Source organism: Elusimicrobiota bacterium (genome assembly GCA_016788905.1).
Taxonomy (GTDB): Bacteria; Elusimicrobiota; Elusimicrobia; order FEN-1173; family FEN-1173; genus JADKHR01.
This window is the reverse complement of the sequence record JAEURZ010000012.1, coordinates 59,094-80,629: the sequence shown is the minus strand read 5'-3', so window position 1 is coordinate 80,629 and position 21,536 is coordinate 59,094. Positions and strand designations below refer to the sequence as shown.

General features: G+C 52.9%; 1 protein-coding gene (only partly in view). It reads left to right on the top strand.

Features of this window, described 5'->3' with window-relative positions; genetic code table 11:
• On the top strand, positions 1–21,536 hold the 3' portion of the coding sequence (locus tag JNK54_06410; protein ID MBL8023897.1) for a hypothetical protein. Its footprint begins 6,373 nt before the window's first position; the window shows 21,536 of its 27,909 coding nt (coding positions 6,374–27,909); the start codon falls outside the window, past its left edge; its stop codon occupies positions 21,534–21,536.

Below are 21,536 nucleotides of genomic sequence, written 5' to 3'. Positions count from 1 at the left end.
CGAATTGGGTGAACAGCACGTATAACCAACGGGGCCAATTGATCGGGGCAACCGGAGGGGGTGCCTCTCAACAGACCCAATGGGTGAACACGTTGGTCAATGGGGCCACTCAGACTGTTCCCCAATATTCCATGTCAGAGGTCACCAATACCTACGCGATTATTCGTGGACAGGCGGTGGTTGTGAAGGCCACCACGGAGACGTGGGGCGCCCAAGAAGGGGTGGGGGGGGGCTTCCGAAAGGTTCTGGCCCCGTCCTCAGAGAAAGCCTACACCTATTCCAACTCGTCCACTCAGTATCAATTCAATGGGGAAGGGCAACTGATCGGGGCCACGGGGGCCGGTCATTCTGTTACACAATCCATGGTTCTGGACGCTTCCCAGGGCCAAACAGTTGAAAAGATGGTGGAGTCTTCATCCTCTCTCACCAATCAATACGTCATTCTCCGTGGGCAGGCGATGCTCGTCTTGTCCATTGACACGAGCCGTTCGATCACCGGGGCCACCACCACGGATTCAAGTTCTCGCGTTCGGTATGCGTATGATTCGTTTGGCCGTTTGGTTTCAGCGGTGGGGACAAATTCGGCCACCACCCATACATTGAACGCGGACGGAACGATATCGGTTACGACTTCGAACGGGACGAACGACTACGTCATTTTTTCCGGTCAATCGGTTTTGTCCAAGAGTGTGTCGGAATCCACGACTCAGGCGGGTCCCAGTGTGACCCGTTCCACCATGGTGACAAACTATCAATTGGATAGGGAAACCGGGCGGTTGGTGGGGGCGACTGGCCGCTCCGAATCAACGGCGACCACGACCAACAAAGAGACCTACGTGGATCAAAACGGAAACATTGTGATGAATGACGCCTGGGTCAGTTATACCACGAATACGTCAGAGTCTGACATGACCTACTGGGTCATTAATGGCGTGGCGGTCGTGAAGACAACGACGGGGACATCCACCACAACAAACGCCAATTCGACGTCCCGAACCGAATCGACTCAAACGAATCACTCCAACGCCTATGGGCAAGTGACGGGGGCCACGGGAACCAGCACAACAACAACCGACACGGAAGTGGTCCACGGAAATGGATTGGAACATATAATCTCCTTTACATCCGCGACGAACGTTTACGCCCCCATCTGGGGCCAGGCCGCTTTGGTCTCGTCCACGACCACGAGCAATCGGAATGTGGTTGGAAATACCACCACGGACAGTCAATCCTATACGAACTACACGTACACCGCATTGGGGCAAATGATGGGGGGAGAGGGGACATCCACGAGCGTTTCGCGAACAACGAACGCGGATGGGACTGTTGATCGGTCCGATACCAATACCACGAATTATTTCGGAAACGCGTGGGGGCAGGCGGTTTTGACACGTTCGATACAGACCACTTCGGGTTGGAACGTGAGTCAAACTGTCCAAAACACGTCCATCACCACAACAGACTATTATTATTCCAACGGAGCGATGATTGGAGCGAAGGGCGCCCTGACGGGGACAAAAACTGAAAAAGTCCTGTCGGATGGAGAGGCGGAAGGAACCCAACAAAACATAGACCTCGTGACAACAAAGACGGGGACAACGTACTTCCGTGTGTTGCAGGGGCAGGCCGTGGTGGATTGGGTATACCAAAAAGAAGAAAGCATCGTTGGAAAGAAGAATGAAACCTATTCGTCGTGGACTTACAACGACTACAATTCGAAGGGGCAGCTTATCGGCGTGCGGAACAGCTTTACGCGCCACAGTGACACCACCGAGGCGGCTCATTTAACCCCCTCTGATCTCAATAAAGTCGATGGGTACACAACGACAACCAGTCGAGCCTATGGGAATACCTTCTTCGAGATTCAGCATGGCCAAGCTCAGGCAACTCGAACGGATCAAGTGACCACCAACACCTCGTCCCAAGGAAAAGGAATTGAACAATCCACGGCCCGGACCTGGCTTTCGTATAACGCTAACGGTCAACTCACAGGAAGTTCAACCGTTTCGAACAGCGCTCAAAATACTTACAATGACGATGGAACGTGGTCTCAGTCGTATTCCCGAACAACCAGCAACGCTTCTCTGATGAACGGAGAATTGCAATCCCAACCTTCTTTGACTGTTTCTTACACCCCGGACCGAGAGGGAGGGGCGTTTGATTCCATTTCATGGGATGGGTTCCCCCCGGCGGTGGAAAATGTTTTGGCCATGATTCCTGAATTCATGGGCCGTGCGAGTTCTCTTGCGAACAACGACGAGGCTTTGCAAGCGGAACTGCGTGGTTTGTCGGGGACCATTTCTTGGAGCCGGATGACCACCTCGTACAACGCCAAGGGGCAGGTGACCGGGGGATCCAGCGTTAGTTCCAGTGGATCAAATAAATTGGTCTACAATGATGTCAACCGCAATTCGTCAGTTTGGGACGACGGAGGATATACCTTCCTGCCGTCCTATTCTTCCACCTTCAGTCGCTATGGGGTGCAAAATGGTTCGACCGCCATTCGCTTCACCGAGACCTCTTCGAAAAGTTTTTCCCCAACGGATTCTTCCCATTCTCATTCCACCATCAATTATTATTACGACACTCTTGGCTCATTGAAGGGCGGGAGAGGGGAAACCACGTCTGTCGGCGCGTCGTCTGTTTATAATTCCGAAACCCAAACGTATACGACGGCCTATTCTTATTCGGACGGGTACGAGATTTATGGGGCCATCGACGGACATTCCGTACTGTTGTCCCGTTATTCGTTCGCGCGCGATGAAAATACGGCTTCTCCTGAAGAATTTACCCAATCCTACACGCAATACACCGTTGGTCCTGATGGTCGGTCAAGCAAAGCCGATATCTCCACCTACCAGCGATCTTTGTTGTTTCATGACCCGGACGGTGACGGGGTAGGCAGTTATGTTGCAAAGGGAAGTTGGAGTACCTCCACCCAAACTTTTACCACACGGGGAGGCGAGTCTTTAGTCGCTACTCAAAAAAATTCGTCTTCCAACACCAATCACGATGGTAGTTCCGATTCGCAAACGATTACCACCACGTATTCATACGATGGGGCCGGGCGGCTCTACGCCGCCAGTGGGAGTGGGACCACCACCAGTAACGACGGTGATGGTCGAGCGACCACAGGAACGATGACCCAATCGTACTGGATCATTAATGGGCAGGCAATGATCAAGTCCTCGGTCTCCAACTCAACCACGACAGGGAAATCATCGAGTGTCTCCTCCATGACCACGGATTATCGGTATGGGGGGCAAGGTCAACTGATCAGCGCTTACTCTTACGGGACGTCGTCAGGGAACAACGGGTATCAAAATGGAGTGTTAAGTACGTTTTGGAGTGAAATTACACAAACCTACGCGATCCGAAATGGCCAGGCGGTTGTGCTCACCGTGAGGAACAAGACGTGGACTTGGCCTGTCATCGATGGGGTTGGCACAACCAATATCAACGATTCCACAACCACCAACCGGTATGACAGAAAAAACCACCTGATCGGCGCCAGTGCAGTGGGAACGATTACGATCTCCAGCGCGGACACGCGGGGGCCGAGCAGTTACTCCTTTTACTCATTTAAAACCGATGGCTGGGATGGCGCCACGTCGCAAATGTATTGGAACCTGGGCTGGCACAAAAGGCACCAATACTACGTTGGGTCGGAAGGGGATAGAGACTATTATCAGTTCAATTCAGACGCCTACGCCAATGAATTCACATCAAATGTCGTTGGGTCCTATATCTTTGGCAGCGGCACATCCTCCCAAACCTTTGGAATTTTCTATGGAGTGGCAAAGGCTCTAAGTTCCAACACTTCCACCAGTCTCAATAAATACGTCACGGTCAGAGATGTCACGGTTCAGAGACGATATGGATATTACCGAACCCTTGTAATAAACAATTTTGTTGATGATTACAGCCATTCTGGATCATACTATCGCAGCTCCAAATACCATGAAACTTTTGTCTTTGATAATACGTATCAAGCCTATTCAAACCCAACGATGTATTATTCGGACCGATCCAGTTATGATGGGAACGGAAAATTCATCGGTCTCTCGGAAGTGACCCAAGGGGGGTATAAGCCGGGGTTTGGCAATTATTCCGTAACGCAAATCATCACGGGGCATGACGCCGACCATCGGGCCACCGCGTATACCGAACATTCCTGGAATGAAGGGAATGGCTACAGCGATACGGTTCGTTCGGGGATCACCTACACGGACCGAAATCAAGAGTATTCCTACACGGATTATTACTCCAAGAACGGCGGTGATACCGCCACGGTGAATGTCTACTCCACAGTGTATGATGGCGCGGGTCTGGAGATTCAAAAAACCCAGAATGTGACTTGGGGCAATTCCCATTATGGGTTGGTCCCCGGTGTGGATGACGGGCTGGAAGGATGGAAAAATGGGTCAGCGACGTTTACCACCAACACGGCCTACAATTCTTCCAACCGGGTCATCGCCACATTCACGACGGGGTCGGGATCCGGTTCCAACTCCGAACTCGCCAAGACCAGAGGGTATTCCAACGCCTTTAATTTCTCCTCTTCTCGCACCAATATCCAATACGACTACCTGGGCCGTACCCTCAGCAATAATTATGTGACGACGGCTCCGGGTGTTCAGCAAGGGAAGAAAGAAAGCCGTAACCGTGTGGTTTCCGTGACAACGGTGGGGTCCAGTCGGTTCGGTGGTTTCGATGAATTCGGACGGGCCACCAGCATTTCAAACAACTACACCCGAAATGTCAATCGCTCGCGTGGGTCGAGCAATATCTCCAACATCGTTTATAACTCCTTGGGAAATGTTGTCTCCCAAAAAGAAAACTATTGGAACTTTTCTAAAGTGGGTCGTATCAAGACCTCAACGACCGGTGAGAAGGATGTCTCGTTCACGTACGATGCTAAAAATCAGCTGACCGCTCGAAACGAAACCAAAATTTGGGAAAACACCAGGACCTCCGGCGGCGGCGGAAGCGCTGCCGGAATTTTAAAGATTGTCTCAATCGTCGCAACCATTGCCGCTTTGGTGATGATGCAACCCTACGCTATTCAAGCTGTGAGTCCAGGAATGTTATTATCAACAGCACAAGCCACAAATTTCGCAGCTTTCGTTGGCAGCTTGGGGTTGGCCGATGTGGTAGTGGTGGCAGGTATAATGGCCGCCACGGCTTTTGTCGTCAATTTTGCCGTGACGTTCGCTTTTACTGGGGATTTTAGTCAAGCTCTCTCGGCTGGGATTATGGCGGGTATTGGAGCTTTTGTGAGTGTCGTCGGGGCCCACCTGTTTGGTAGTTTGGATTTCTTTGGGTTGGGGGATTTGGCCAAAGGAGCGTTTGAAGGCCTTAGTGATGGGGCTAAGGAACTTGTCGGTGGGATTGCGAAATTCATCAATGAACTTAAACAGGCCTTCACGGGGGATTCTTTCCCCAATGGGATGACAGCTTTAAAAGAAATCATTACACGGTCCATCAAAGAGATCGTGACAACAGTTGTGTCTGATACGATGCAAGAAAAAAATCCAAACCTTGGGTTTTTGACAGGATTGGTTTCATCCACGTTGTTGGGCTTGATGGGGTTTCAGACCCCTACCTTTACCCTAAACTCCAAACCCTTCTTAAATAGCGTTATCCGGACCGTGGCCGGTTTCGCCTTCACCAAAATGTTGGGGAACGACAACGCTTGGCTCAGCGATTTGTTGATGAGCGCTGTTCAATTAAATGATAAATCGGATGGCGGGGTGTTTAACGAGTTTAACCCGAAGGCACTGATTAAGGGGCTTATCGATTCTCTTGGGTCAAAGTTGGTGGGGGCTCTTCAGCAACGGTTTGGAGAGTATATGTACCAGCAAAGCGGCGGTCTTCCCAACCGATTGACGGCGGGTGCCCACATCATGGTCAGTGGTATCCGCAGTTTCTTTAGCGGCATGGGTGAAAGGATTGTCAATGGACCCCGGGCCGAATTTGCAAAAAAGAATAATGAGTATGCGAATCCCCCTTCCAGCAATGGGAATGGGAGCAATCTCCTCACAGCGGTGGGGGCCGCTCCCATCCAATACAACGTCGGTATTATAAAAGGGGAGGAAGTTTCATCCCGTGTGGAATCCACTTCTCTGCCTGAATTGATTCCCACGGGAGAATTCGATCATTCCGAGGAGCTGTTTGAATTGCAGCTCCCAGAACGTTATTCGGAATCAAATCAGCCTGTTTCCAATTACTCGTCGATTTCTCCACGTGGGGGGGATCACTTAAACGACTCCATGGGGAACCCGATGGGGCCGTTAGGGCAGTCTGAGAATTCGATCCCCTCCGGTTTAAGTGTGGAAGAATTCCGGGGATTAAATCCTGTCCCCTCAGACCCAGGATTAGAATCCATTGAAAGCTCAGTATTGCCTGAAATGACAAAAACCGTTTCTGTTCGTTCCGTTGAACGAAATGTTCCCGAAAACACCGCAACTGTTGAGGGGAAAGAGCCTGTCGTCCCTGAGGAGAAGAAGACGGTCCAGACCGAGGATAAAAAAGTTGAAGTGGCGACGACAGATGAAGACCAAGCGGTTGAAACTGTGGATACGGAAAAAGCGGCAAAATTCAGGACCCAAGTCGCTGAGGCGGGGAATCTGTCAGCTCCCGATAAAAGTATCCTCATAAGTTTATCCGATAAGCAATTAAACACCTTAATGGATCATATTGGGTCCCTGGATGTCATCATTGAAGGAAGCGTCAAAATGGTGGCCGCCACTATTGGGAAAGAAGCGGTTGTCTCTGTGGAAGTCAAAACGGAGGCCTTGGTCGGTCAGGATGCCAAAATGGTGGCGGCGTCGGGCATTAAGCAGGAAACCGTGACGTTAGAGCTGGGGTTGGAATCCAATCGGGTGTTCGTGGTGTTTGCGGTGAAAGGCGATCTCACCCATTTGAAGAACGTTATGCTGGAAGCGGGGGCCACGGACGAGGCCATCGCCAATTCTGCCAAAAACTTGGGTGATGTCTTGTCCAGCGACGCCTTAAAAAATGGTTCTGTTACTTTTGTGGCGCGAATTTCCGCCGCAACGGAAACGGAAGGCGCAAAAGGGTTTTTGGTGGCCCATGTGAATGTGGCGGACCTGTCGGCCCAAGAACAAGCGCGGGCCGCTCACTGGGAAGTGGACACGGTGGAAGTGAAAATTGATGTGGAAACGGGCGCTGTTACGGTTGGCATTGAAAAAACCCAAGAAGCGTTTGCCAGCGCCATTAACACTTACGCGAAGACCAATAATATTACGGACCCTAAAATCGCGATGCAAGAGTTCTTAAAAGCGGGTGGGATTGGTGACGCTTTGTCAAAGACGTTGACGAGCCTGACGGGCGGAGATCCGACGGGGATAGAAAAGGTGAAATTCACCATTGACCCGAAAGATGCGACCAAGAGCACCGCTCAAATCCGGGTGAGTTTAGAGAACAAGGGTATGGCCGGGAACTTGCAGAGCCTGGTGACGGGCCCGATGAAAGGAATATTGGCGGTTCTCTCCCAGGGGGCTGAACGAGCCGGGGACGCCACCGCTGAGGTCCTGTTGGACGGGAAAGGTGCCGTGACAGACATTGAGGTGGATATCCCCAACAATGGGGGGAATCTTAAGGCGATTTTGCCGCAAATGGAAGGATTGCCATTGGAAGTCCTGTTACGAAAAATGCAGGCCCTGGAAGGGATGGCGGGCTTAGAAAGTGTGACGAGCGTCAAAATCCTGTCCACAAACAATAAAGTTGTGGCCGCGGTTGAAATCGATGGGTCCAAACTTACGGACGCCGCCCGGCAGTTGCTCAAGGGCAACGGGGTGCTTCCTGTGGATGGCGTTTTTGCCATTGGAGATAACGGACAAGGGGGGATCACCAATGTCAGCCTTCGAAAAGAAGGCGGTGCGGTGGAATCCCTGTTGGCGAAGTATTCGAATTCTTCCCTGTCGGCGGCTTTCGTTCCCTTATCAACGACCCTGGAGGTGAATGGGAAAGAAATTAAAGAGGATAGAAAAGGGACGTTGATGAAGGAGAAGGGGAATGAAAATACAGACTTTTATCAAGTCGATGGTGATGCCGGCGTGAAGTTTAAGGGGCCCGTGATGCATCACGACACGAAGATTTGCGATGGCGAAGGGACGTTGGTTCCTCGGGTTATCGCGGTCGATAAAAAAACCGGTGAAACCTACATCGTGGAATTCGACGTCATCGCCAAGGGTGGCCAGGGCGTCAAGATGGGGGAAAACGTCTACCTGAAAGGCACCATCACCGTTAAAGCCGGTGTGAACATGGGGCTTAAGAACGGAGAGGGGCAAGTTCTCATGCCCACACGTGGGAAAGACGGTGCTATTTCCTATGTGAGCGTATCCCGAACAGGCAAAGAGGCCCCGGTGTTGGCCCTGATGCGTCAGGGCGGCGAGGGCCAATGGAACAAGGTCATGAAAGAATTTAACATGACCGATCTTGTGGGCCAAGAAATCCGTGTTGGAGACCAATGGGCCGCGGTCAAAAGCGTTGAGGGCAAGAACAACTTCGTGGATGGCAAAGATCTTTCCAGTTGGACGCTGACCGTTAGCCCCATGGCCCTCGGTGATGGCCGCACGGTGACGGATGTGACAATGAACGGTCAGTTCAACATCATTGGACTCGCGGGCCATACCGAAGGTCCCGTGAGCCTGTTGGGAGGCAAAGTTTTAGTCGATTCATCCAAAGGGACGCGCTGGTCCATGGATGGCGCTGGGAAAATCTCGTTTGAGGTCGGAACGCGTGCGACCCTTAAGGGAGACGCCAATATCCAAACGGGCAAAGACCAAGCCATGGTCATCCCTGCGGGGACCGAATTGATGGCAGGCAAAGAAGGGTGGCAATTGAATGGCGGGAAAGATGTTGCTGTGGCGTTCCAAAATAAAGATGGTGTGGCCGAGGAAGGAATCTTGATGGCCAACGGGGCCGATGGGAAAACACCAGCCACTTTTGTGCTGGGACAAAGCGGGCTGGCCATGGTTGGGTTGGCCGATGTGGTCATTGGTAAACTCACGATTGATAAAGGCGCGGGGGGGGCCGGTGAATCCGTTAGGGTACACACTGAAGGGACCGTTTCAGAAACGAAAACGGGCCATGTGTTCGGAGGCATTATCTCTCTGGTGAACGGGCAACCCACTCTGGTGGGCGAAGGCGCGAAATTGTTCGCTGCCCAAGGCGAAAGCGTGAAGATTGCAGGGCACACTCTTTCGGAGGGGGCCCAGGTTGAAGTTGCGCTTGGTCGGCTGGTGAATCTTTCCGAGACGGGTAAAGTTGTCCTTCATCTTACTGAGACCCCAGGGATAAAATCAGCTGACATTAATGTCTTGTTTGTTGGTTCGCAAACTGTTGGGAAAACGACAACAGAGAACGGAACGCGGGTCATCGTAAATAACTTTGAAAAAGTGGCAGGATCAGGTTCGCTTCCGGGGGATATTCTTTCCCGCGATACAGGCGAAAAGGTTTTCTTGATCAATGATTCTCACGTGTCGTCTTTCAAGTTGGACGAAACCATGAAGGGCTCGACCTTGATCCAATCAAACAGTAATGAAAGTCTCCTTACCCTGGTGAGTGACGTGTCAACGTTGAATCAGGTTGGGGCCGAAAAAGGGTTGAAGGGTGGGATGAACGGTATGGTGTCTCTCTCTAAAGCCGATGGTCCGATGGTCTTTGCCGCTGAGGGTAAAACCACGAACGGAAACAAGGTGGTTGTCCAGGAGTGGAGCGCCACGAAAGGGGGAGAACAGCCCAAAGGTGTTGTTTATTTGACGGATGGAAAATCCTTACTGTCTCTCGATGTTGATGGTCGAGCCATTTCGGGTTCGGCGCTTGGGAAAATTAATGGAGAGGCGAACGATCGGCAAATTACCAGTGGCCTCGAGTTTAGCGTTGTGGATAAAGAATCGAAAGAGATGAAAGTCGCGCTTCGCGGAGAGCGGGCTGATGGCAAAACGGGGTTGTTTGAGGGGGTGGCTGGGGCCACGGGTGGGGATAATATTCGCGCGGTTGTCTTGAAGGGTCAGATCATTGAATTGAACGGAAAGACACAGGAAGATCGGGACGTCAAAGGACTCAACCACGGACTGGGAAAGACAAACGCGGTTGGTGTTGCCCGAATTATGGCGGATGACGGAAAGTATACAGCGGTTGGTAAAGATGGGGAAGGACGCCAGGTCTTGGTTGGGGTCGAACCCAAGAATGGAACAGGTTTTGCCGCAACGAAAGGCGCGGATGGTTTATACGACATAGTTGAAGCGTTTGGATACGCCACTGGGAAGATTGTGGATCTCGCTTCGGCTGTTCGTGGAAAAGGTTCCGATGTTTGGTCCGTCAGTATTCTTAACAAGAAAGGGAGTCAATGGGAAAGCACGATTTCTAAAGTGACGACCCCATTGTCGGACGGTAAATCTTTGATCGCGTTGATGATCAAGAATACACCGAAAGGTCGAGATTCTGTCTTGGCTGGGGGGCTCAAGGCCCTTCGGGCGGTCATGGGATTCGGCGGGGCCGGCAGTTCGTATGCGACGATCCATGACGGCAAAGGGGTGTCGTTGGGCATTGGTGTTGTGACTCGGTCGGGCCAAGTCGAGGGACTTTTGGATAAAAATTCAAACAAAATCCTGCGCGTTAGCGGTGGGACACTCGCGGCGGCGGGTTTCATGAAGTCTGTGGGTGGGATAAAGATTGCGGTCACCCGTGGACCCATGGATCGGGTTTTCACGTCACTGGCCCGTGCCGGTGGAGCGATGTTGGGGTCGAAAACGGGGAATGTGAAGATCTGGGTAAAGGGTGGAGAAATTCGAGGGGCTAGCGGAACTCAGCTTTATTTGTTGGGGGAAAAGAAAACAACGGAATTGAAGGTGTTCTCGGAGGGGGGAAGGTTATTCATTAAGGAGACATTTGTTTCGGAATTCCGCGATGGAATCACAAAGGACGGCATTGTTTCCCGATCCACATACACCAGCGGCCAATACGCGGTTATGGGGAAAAACGGATTGAGTTTCCGGCACTTGGAAAGTTACTCCAACACCCATCAATTGGGTTATTTTGACACACTGCCCGCGGGGACGAATGTCCGGATGTTGATGGATCTTGGAACGGGTGACAATGGTAAGTCCGAAGCGAAGTGGGTGACGGTCACCCTTAAGGGAACGGACCCTCTTCGGGAACCTTCCCTGGGTGATAGTTCGGGGGTCCGTAGCCGCGGGATCAATACGTTGTCTTTGAAGGGTAGTGGGGGTGCTGTTCTCAATGTCAGCCGAATCGGGATGATGGCGAACCAATCTTTCTCGGCTGGGGACCTTTACAACGCGGAATTCCGTAGTTCGTCCAATGTGACTCTCGAAATCGGTTCCAAAGCCCTGGTGGGAGGGGTGGTGGCCATGGCCGGGTCGGTGGAGTCTTCCGGAGGAAGTTTAGAAGCGACGTTTGCGAGAGACCGGCAGACCGGGTTGCTTTCGTTAGGGGAAGTGACGAATGGAGACTTAGTGGCTGTTGTTGGGCAAAACCTTGTCGTTCCCGCGGGGAATCGATTTGAAATTTCCAAAGTAACGGACTACATGGTGGATACATCTGATGGGAGGAAAGCCCTCCTATTAGAAGGATTTGATTCGGATCGTCTTGGAATTGTTAAAGACGCGAGCGTTTCAGCATTGCTTTTCGATACTGTTAAAACAGGTGATCGTGTTTCCTCTGTGTTTAACGGGTTTGCGGGGTATGGAACGGTGACTAATGGTGGTCGGGATGTTCGGGTTTCTTTCCTTGGAAAAGGCGAAATGTTCATGGTCGAACCGTCCCAGGTCAAAGACCTTGTGATGGCTCAGGTTGACGGGGTGGAACTGGGGGCCCTGATTAAAGGGTTCGAATGGGACGGAAAGGGTGGGGACCTGAAAACCCGGGTCACGTACCATCTCCAGGGAGAAGATAGGATTAAAGTTCCTGCGGGAGCGGGAGAAGGAGGGAAACTTCCTGAATGGGTAAGCGCGAGTGAGAACTTGATGGGTTTCGGGAAAGCAGGAGAAACCGAATATTATCAAGCGCGTCCGGGAACCGTTGGCAAAGTGGATGCTTTGGTGATTGCGGGCGAAGAAGCGGGAGACGCTTGGCACACGGTTCAGGTCTATCCCAAAGTTGCCGGGTCAACCATTCTGGCCAAAACGGCGGGGTTTGAAATGAAGGGTGTGTTGGTGGATCAGACCATCACCTATCAAGCGGATGGCACACGGACCATCGCGGGGGCCGAGGGAGGGTTGCGCCAAACCTCCCTAATCATTCATCCTGATGGGCCCAATGCGGCCCGTGCGCAATGGGGGGCGTTGGAGGGTGGCCCCGCCCGGCTTGCTAAGTTGGATGGCACCTTGGGAACCGCCACTTCGTCCTCCTATCAATTGGATGTCAAAAGGGATGGCCAGGTGGATCTCTCCCGTACGGGACTCAATAAATCCGGTGAAACCTTATACACGTTAGTGGCAAGAGCTGGGATGGGTGATGAGGTTCAAGGGAAACAAGTTTCGGTTCAAGGGACAGTGAAAGGCGGGATACAAATCCTGGCTCGGCTGAACATGGAGAATACGGATAAAGAAAGTCGTGTGGTGAGCGTAGAACGAGGTGTTGCGTTTAAGGAGGAGAAGGGGCGAATTGTTGTGGGGACCGGAATCGAGACGGCCAACCTATTGGCCCGGTCTCCTTTGAAAGATACGCCCATGACCGAGGGCGCCATGGAAAAAATTTCTGAACGGCTTACCGCTGTGGCGCACGTGGGCGCCGGCGAACAGCGTGTGTCAATGGATTTTACGTCGGATGGGATGATTAAAACCGCCGTCATTCGGTTGAGTAATAGTGATTTACGCATTTCCGCCACCCGTTTGGCCGACGCCACGGTGCGAGCGGTGGACCTGAAGGCCAATAAACTTGACGGCGGAACGGTGGAATATAAAGCCGTATCGGCCCGGGAGAATGGGAAAGAATTTAAGGCCGGTGTTGACAAAAACGGAAACCGGACGTGGGAAGGGAATCGGTTCAGTGATGAAAAGGGTGAAAAACGCCTTGAATTGATCGCCACCGTCATGGTGAAAGATGAGGTCCCAGCGCCGGGCAATCAAACAGGTCGTCTGACTTACATTTCTATGGGATCGGACTATGAGTCACTGGAAGGGCTGATTCGGATGGCGGATGGCCAAGATCGGTTGGAAGTCTATAAAAACGAGAACGGTCAAATGAAAATTGACCGGGAAAATACGTTCGGCGCAAAAGTGAGCCGAGAGGGAGAAGCGATCAGTTACACCCAAACCAAATCGTTGGGAGGGGGACGGACCGAGCTGATCGAGTATAACGCGAAAACCCTGGAGATAAATGGGACCGCCAATCTGGGGCCTGTTTTGTCTGATGGGGCTATCAAGACTGAAATTACGAGCGCTGAGCTCTGGACAAGTGAGGGGCGGCGGGTCGTGGTTTCCGCTGAGCGGACCGACCGTTTGCATACGGGGGAAACGGCCCATTTTGGGGGAACGGAGTATGCGGGAACAATTCTGGGGTCAACGTTATCCCTTAAAAATGGGGAGATTGGTGGTCCTTTGTTTGGCGGAGTTAGCACAACGGATCAGGTTGACACCCGGGGATTTATGGAAAAAGCGAGTTCTTTGATGGGAGAGGCCCTTTTCAACTTTATCGATCGCCCCGCTCAAGCATTAAAGGCCGTGGTCGGTTCGGTGGTGGCCTACGCCACCTCGAGCTACGATGTCACCTTTAGTCCTTTGGAAGGCTTTACTGTGACCCGGACATCGAGCGGCAACGATCGCCTGGCGAACGAAGCGTTTTGGGATTTGGGGCTCCATGGTTCATCCACGGACAGTGCTTTGGGTGGTTGGTTAACTCTCTTTTCCAGTGGACTCAATGTAATTCCGGCGTTGGGTGTTCGAGGCCTGTTCGCCAGTGCCGGTGCGGTGGCCACGACGACAAGTCTCACGGCCACCCGGGTGACCATGACGGACCTCACGTTGGGCGCCATTGGAAGCCATTTGGCGGCGCCCCAGTTTGCGCGGGGGGAGATCGGTTCGGGTTTGACAACCATGGGCCTCTTCGTGTTGCCTGGACCGGCCCTGTTGGCTATCAGCAAAATGGTGGGGGCGACCAAAGCGATCTTGGCTAACAAAGTGTTGGGGAGTTTGGTTAGATACTCGGAGGGAAAAGTTATTGCCGCTGGTGTGGGAGAAGCGGTGGCCGCTAAAATTTCGGGAAATATGTTTTCCAAAGTGTTTGGCGAAGCGTTCACCATGCGGGCTCTGGGACTTAATAATGTTAAAGAGGCAGCCCGGTTTGGGCTCTTGAACGTGACGGCGGATGGGGCGGGGGCTGTCGTTGGTCGATTGACCCAACTCACTGGCGCTCAAAACTTTCGGCAATTGTCTACCTTCTTTGGTCCCGGAGGCGGCTGGGCTCTCCGGCGGGTGGGGATCACCAGTACGGCGGTGAATAAGGCCGCGGTGAGCCGGTCGTTCAGTGGGTCTCTTGTTGTTCAGTCCGTTGTTTGGGTCATCAATCCATTCGCTCGGGGCGTTCCGGCCCTGTTCCAGGTGTCCGGAAAGGTGCTCGGAAAAGCTGAGAATTTCATGGGTCTCTTTACATTCCCGAAGGTGTTGTTAAACGTTGTGGTGTGGGGTAACCCAACGAATTTGTTCGTTTCTTGGGAAGGGTTGGTCCCCATGTTGATGTCGAAAATGGGGGTGGACTTTGGACTGAATCCCAGCACGGTCACTGCTCTTCAGGCGTTGGTGGTGTTGGCTCCCTTCCTCAGGGGGCCCGCGGCGAACTCATCCGGTGGGGGGAAAGTCTTTGCCTCGGTAGAAAACTTTTCGGGCGTGGGAAAAAATGTGGTAACCGAATTGTTTCTAAAGCCGTATGCCGTTTTCCGAGATGCGGCGACCATCGGACGCGGGGTGGTTGTGGGGACGAAACAAGTTTTCATAGGTCTCTCGGAAGTTTCTGGATTAACTGGAATAGGAAACAATTTGAGGCAGTTTGGGATTTTGCTCAGCGAGAGAGGTCCTCTTTCGGTGGGGATGAAGTTGGGGCGCGAAATCGGAAAAGGGTTCAGTACAGGTATTGTTGGATTGGAACGAACGGTGCGTGATGTGACGGCGTTCAATACCCTTGCTTTTGGTGTGGGGGGAATTGCGAACACGATTGTCGGTGGGGATGCCAAGGTGTTGTTCGGTGGGCTTATCAATATCCCGAATTTCAGTGCCGAGGGGTGGGAAAAAGCTCTGAGTGGAACGGCTGTGACAGCGCTCCAAACCGCCACCGATCCCATGATGTGGGCGTTTGGTGCGATGGTCGGTTTTGCTCGGCCGGTGGTGGGCCCGCTCTTGCAGAATGTTCCCTTCTTTGGCCCTTTTATTAAATATATTAATAAGTTTGAGTTTTTGGTAGGGGGCGTTTGGGCCAAGGGGAAGATGGGGTTTTTTCAGCGGTTTACTTTTGAAGAGGGCTTGAAAGAAAAGCCGATTGAGATGCTGGCCACGTCCCTCCCCCACCAAGCGTCTGAGGTTCTTCAGGAAATGGGAGACGTTGTGGGGAAAGGTGGTTTACGCGCTTCCGCCGGATTGAATCGTTTCTCCACGAACGATAGTCACGCGTCCCTCATGTTCTCCGTGGAACAGTATGCGGCGGGTGTGACCAGCCAGGCGACATTCCTCAGTGCGGCGAGCGAGGCGGGGGTAACCATTCCTTCCTCCTTGCTGCGACAGGCGGGCAATGATTCCCAGAAAATCGTCAACGCGGCCTTGGTGACCGCGATCCTTGATTCGGCTGAAGTGCAAATTCGGCAGGTTCCCACCATCAATGTCGCCCGTGTGGAATCGGCCTTGTTGGACCTGGCCAATCAATTGGGCGATGAACAAAGCAACGGTTTGTCGGAGGTGGCGGACACCCTTTGGACTGCGGCTCAGTTGCTGTCGGGGCCGAGCGTTAATTTCTTTAATGGTGAATCGGTTGTGGAGGCCATTGGTCGGCAATCTGAAAACCTGGTCAAGGCTGGACGTGGGGCCGAGCTGGCCCTCTTTGCGCGGGAAGCGTTTACGTCCATCGGAACCGAGAATAACTTGGGTCAGATGCATCAAATGGTGAATGCCTTGACCCAGGGGACTTCCCAATGGGACAACACTCCCGGGGCGGATAACGCCGCCCGTTGGGGCGTGCTGGGGAATACGGCGGACTTGCTGATTGGGTTGAAAGATATGGGGCTGGACGTTCGGGTTCAATCGGTCCTGGAAGCCCGAATTCTCACTTACCTCAACACGGCTGTCCGTTCTGTCCCTACACGTGCCCAACAGACGGAAGGGGCGAGGGCGTTTGTTAGCGCCCTTGAAGGGTTTGCCAAAGAGGTTCAATGGCGGGGCATGGACCTGGCGGGAAGTCTTTTCGGTGGACTTGTGGCTTCTCAATCATGGTTGGTCCAAACCAGTAACTCTCTCGAAAAAAATCGTTCCAGTGACCAGATGGGATTGAACGAAATTTTGGGTCGGTTGGCGGAACGGATGGATGCCCGTGGTCTGAACCGCGGGTTGGAAGGGGCCTTCTTGGAAGCGGCCCAATTGGACGCCCATCCGGAGGTGGGGACTCTCCCCATTTCAATGACGGAGACGTTGGCGCGAGGGGTGATGCCTTTTGTTGAGGGTGTCCGATCGGTGGCGTGGGCGGCCACTGAGGCGCTCGGCAACACGGGGCAATCGGGTCGGTTGGCGAACACGGGGCAGCAGGCCGCCCATGTCTTGGGCGATGTGGCTTCTCGAATGGGGAATCCCATTCCAAACGTTATGGAGCTCGAGGGCGTGCGGGGCCGGGCTGGGGTCACACTGGAGGCCGGTGCATTTTCTGAGGCGAGGAATTTAACCCTTCAGCTGGTAAAAACCTTGGGAGAAGAAGCCCCGCGGTTTATCGAACGGTCCAAACTTCGGGAACTTCAAACCCTTGTGCCGTTGCAAGGGAAAGATCCCAAAGCCTTTGCCGCGAAAATCGATGAAGTGCTCGAAGGGCGTTTCGGAAAGGCATTTCAGGTTGTGGGAAATGTCGTGACGGTTGGTGGGATGTTTTTGGTTGGGACACACGGATTAGCCTTGGCGATTCCCGTCCTTGCTGTGGGTGGTGTGATCAACGCCTTTGCTCCTGGGGCCAAATCCCCAATGGAAACAATTAAATCATTGTCCCGGGTGTTTAAAAAAGATGGGTTTATGGCTACCCTGAAAGACAAAGGATTCATAGCTTATGGGGTGCCCGTGATATCTGGGGCATCGATGGGAGCTTCTAATCTGATTTTCGGCATCGGGGCGTTGTTGAATGCGGCTGGGATGCTTGTTTCTCCCCTTGTCTTAGCTGTTGTAAGTCAATCACGCGCACTGGTCCAAGGGCGGACGTGGGGAGAAGACCGAAGGGCCATTTCGGAATGGTCGAAACTGGAAGCCCAAGGCGATTGGACTCTGGCTGACCTGGACAGCGTCACGACCAACACCGACATCCAAGCCGCAACGATTTTCCACTTGGCGGCACTGGCACGGGGAATAGAAGATACCACCCTGGCGGAACAAATGATCGCTAATTTTTCTCCTGCGGAAAAAGGAAGCGTGACAATGGATACTCTCTTGAAATCCCCGGCTGTGGTCAATGCTCGGATCGGTTTAATCCGCGATGCCCAGGAATATCAAGATCTGACGTCAGCGGATGAGGGGACGTTCCTCGAGTTTATTGGCCAAAGCACAAAGCGGTATGGGGAACATCTTCATGGGGATCAAATCACGACGATCGTCTTAGAGACATTGCCGGAAATAAGAGCGGATTCTTCGATCCCAAGTAAAGCCGAATCCCTTGCCGAAAACATATTGGCTGGAAAGCCAAGGGAAGCCACTTCCGGCTCTTTTGCCATGCAATTGATGGTGGAAACATTGGCTGAAAGGCTTCTTCGGTCTCAAGCTCAGGTGGAGCTGGGAAAAGAAAATGTTGATCAACAGAGTGTCGAAACCAAGTATAACGGCGCTCTTGACCAACTGGGTGCTGTTCAGAGCGTTCGGGTTTTGGGCCATTTTATGGAAATGGGTTTGGAAAGCTCAAACGATCTTGCTATGGAACAAATCAAATACGAACACGATAGAGATCGTCATATCCTAAGCCGAAATTTGGCCGTTAAACGAATGAATGACTTGCAGGAACAACTTGATGCGATGTCTTCCCCTTCTGTTTCGGGAGACGAAAATAAGATGCTTGATCCTGAACAACAAAAGAACAAAGAGAAAATTTTAGCCGAGTTAAAACAGGCAGAAACTGAGGTGGCCTCTTTCCGTGGGGAGATTTCCCAGGCGATGTGGGCCTTGCGGTTAATAGGTATCGCCCATCACGTGATCAAGGCGGGCGATTCCGTTCAGGACTCTGCGGAGGCAGAGACGTCAGCCCCATGGTCCGATATCAGTTCGGACGGATTGTTTGAAAGGCGTGGGCTTCCCCTGTCCGTTGCTCCTAAGGGAACGAGTGCGGAGTTTAGTGTGCCTGGGGTGCCTGCGCGGGAGAAGAAGAATGTCGTGTCGGCACAGCCGGTTGTGTTGGATGCTCAGCTGGAGGCTCGAGCGGTTGGTGAATTGACCGACGGGATAGGCGGTTATGAGCTCCGACCCTCAGCCGAAGCGGCTGGGCAAAAAGTGGAGTTTTCCCCTTCGGCGCGATCGGCCGGTGAGCCCGCGTGGATTGGCAACGAACCTGTAGCGGGAGTGTCTTCTGTAAAAGAACGAGCCGTTGAGAAAATTGAGGCTTCTTCGTTATTTGACAAAGATGAATTGGATGAATTTATGGAAGAATTAGATGAATTGCAGAATGAATACAATAGAATTCAAGATGAGCTAAGGACTTCGTACGGGGATGCTGAGAAAGTGGATCGTCTAGATCGCGAGTTTAGAGAAGTTGATAAACGTTTGCAAACCGTTGTGTCTCGAATTGAACAATACGACAAAGAAAATGGTACTCGTCTAAGTGCATCTCCAAAAGCTTTAGCTGTAAGGAATACGGAGAAATCTGTTAAAGGGATATTCGTTCAACTAAAAATACGGACCATTAATTCTAGTGGATCAGAAGTTAAATATAGCTTACTTCAAACTTTGGCAAATGTGAGATCTGAGATCGTCGGTTCCGCTTGGGCGATGCTTGAACGCCTTTCGCGCGTAAAACCTTTGGAAAAGGGAAGTGACGTGGTTGATCAAATTGATAAAAAGAGGGATCCAACCACTTCTGGAGAAAAAACAGTCAAAAAGCAAACGGTTCATCGAGCCAGTGGGTTTGCGGTTCAATCGATGCAGGTGGGGCTGGTTTCTGGGGCGCTCACGGGGCTTGTTGTGGCCCCTATGTTGGGTTTTGCTTTGGCTGTCGTCGTTGGGTTTGTCTCAGCGGTGGTCGTGGCGAAAGGGGTTGATGTTTGGGCGAGGCGCGAAGAGGGGGAGGAACTGGGGTTTGGTGGTGGGTTGAAAAAGGCGGTGGTTGTTCTCCTGGCGGCGGTGGGGATGGCGGGTGCCCCAACGGCGGCCCAGGGCGCGGTGGAGACCGCTGGGGTTGTTCGCACGGGGATCCCTGGAATGGGTTCTGAAACCCTTGTTGGGGTTCGTGCTGGTCAAGCCATCCTTCTCCCTGGTCAGCCGACGGCAGGGGGTGGGTTATCGGTCATGGCCAGTGAAATGAGCCGGTTGGGCGCCGGAGGGGTTGGTCACGTGCATACGGAAGTTCATGTTCTTCCCAACACGCCACCCTATAGCTTGCCCGATTTGATGATGAACCGGCGAATCAATGGAAATGTGGGGGCGTTGGGGAAACCTTCCTTTGACTGGGTCACCAATCCTGAAGGGACCTCCGTCGCTTTCTATCGGGTGATGGGGAACGTTGTTGAGCAGGCCCAGGTTACGCCCCAAGGGAAATTTGAAATTGTTGGAACAGAGTCTGTGGGGGCGGCTGTGCTCCGGGCTCTGCGCCAAGGAGTCAATATTGAAGGCCATGTGACCTTTGGGGCTAAAACGGTGCCTCTCCCCCTGTCGGTGGCGAACGCGGTGGCGTTGGCTACTGTGCTTCCAAAGGAAGCCACGCTAGACGATCTGGGGTTACCGTTGGATGTATTATTAAAACGGATCGCCCAGGTGGAACAAGCCGTGGCAACCGCCCGGGCAGGATCCCGGATGTGGAACGAGCAGAAGGATCTCCGCGCCCGGAGCCTGGCGTTCATGCATGTCCTGGCGCCGGAATTGGCACGGTTGGACCCCGCTCTCTCGGCCATTCTGGTGGATGCCCGTTTGACCGGTTACCTCAATGAGATGGGGATTGAAACCAGCGATGACGAGTTGTTGGCGAGCCTCGAACGGGAAATCGCGGGGTTGAAGGGTGTTTCCCTTTCCCGCCAAACGCTGAACAGCTTGGGGGCCCCTGGTCTAACCTTAACCCATTCTTCGTTAAACGTTGCCGCAGAACGAATGCTGAATCTGATGCTGACGTCCGAAGGTATTCCCTCTGCAAATCGGCCAAATGTGACCGTGGTCCTCCATGACCGGATGGATTATCTTCAGGCCTATCAAAAGTCGGTTCGGACCCCCGCGTTTGGAAAGGTTCCCTTGGCCTTTATCGAGGGAGGAAAATCTTCCTATGTGATTCATGTTCAGGGAGGGAATCGGGATGCGGTGTTGACGGCGGTCGCCCATGAGATGGCCCATGCGGTCCTCTCTGGAGAGGGGCAATCGTTGGCCAAGACTGGCGAAACGATGGTGGAATCCCTGGTCCAGCGGAGTATGCCAAAAGATATGGCCCGCTTGAGCCTGTTGGGTTTCCTGGAAGAAATCAAGGCTTTCCATGGGAAGGCGGGGGCGGACGTGACGCCTGTGCGCCTCTGGTTGGGCTATCAACTGACGGCCCTGATCGCCAGCCGGATGGCTGTGGGGGAATCTTCCACACGACTGAATTGGGAAACCCTGCGGGATGCTGATGTGAAGATGGCGGCGTCCCTGCGTGATCTGGCGAACCTCCCCAACGTGCGGGTTCTCTTGGTGGCCGCCAGTGAACTGTTAAGTTCGGCCGAGACTGTCAACGAGGAGATCCTTGGGAGAATGACCCAGCTCTCGGGTGAATGGAACCAAAATTCACCGGAATCCCCATTGAATGTTGTGGTGGTGGATAACTTGAACGGTGGAATGCCTGGGGTGTTGAGCGCCCGTCTCGCCATGAAAGGAGAGCAGGGATTGCCCTTATTTACCGTGATGTCCTCTGACGAGGTGGGAGTGGCGGTCACGCCGTTGGCGGGGGAATCTTATGGGGCCATTGATTTCAATAAGGTTGGTGCGCTCTTGATGGGGCTCTTGGGTCAAGCGCCCGCGGGCGTCCGCGTCTTGACGGGCCAGAAAGAACTTTGGAAGAACCTCTTGGCGGAGGCCATGATTGGGATCAAAACAGCGGTGGAAGACATCAAGAAGGCCCTGGAAAAGATTAAAGTGGTCAGCCGGGCGGCCTAA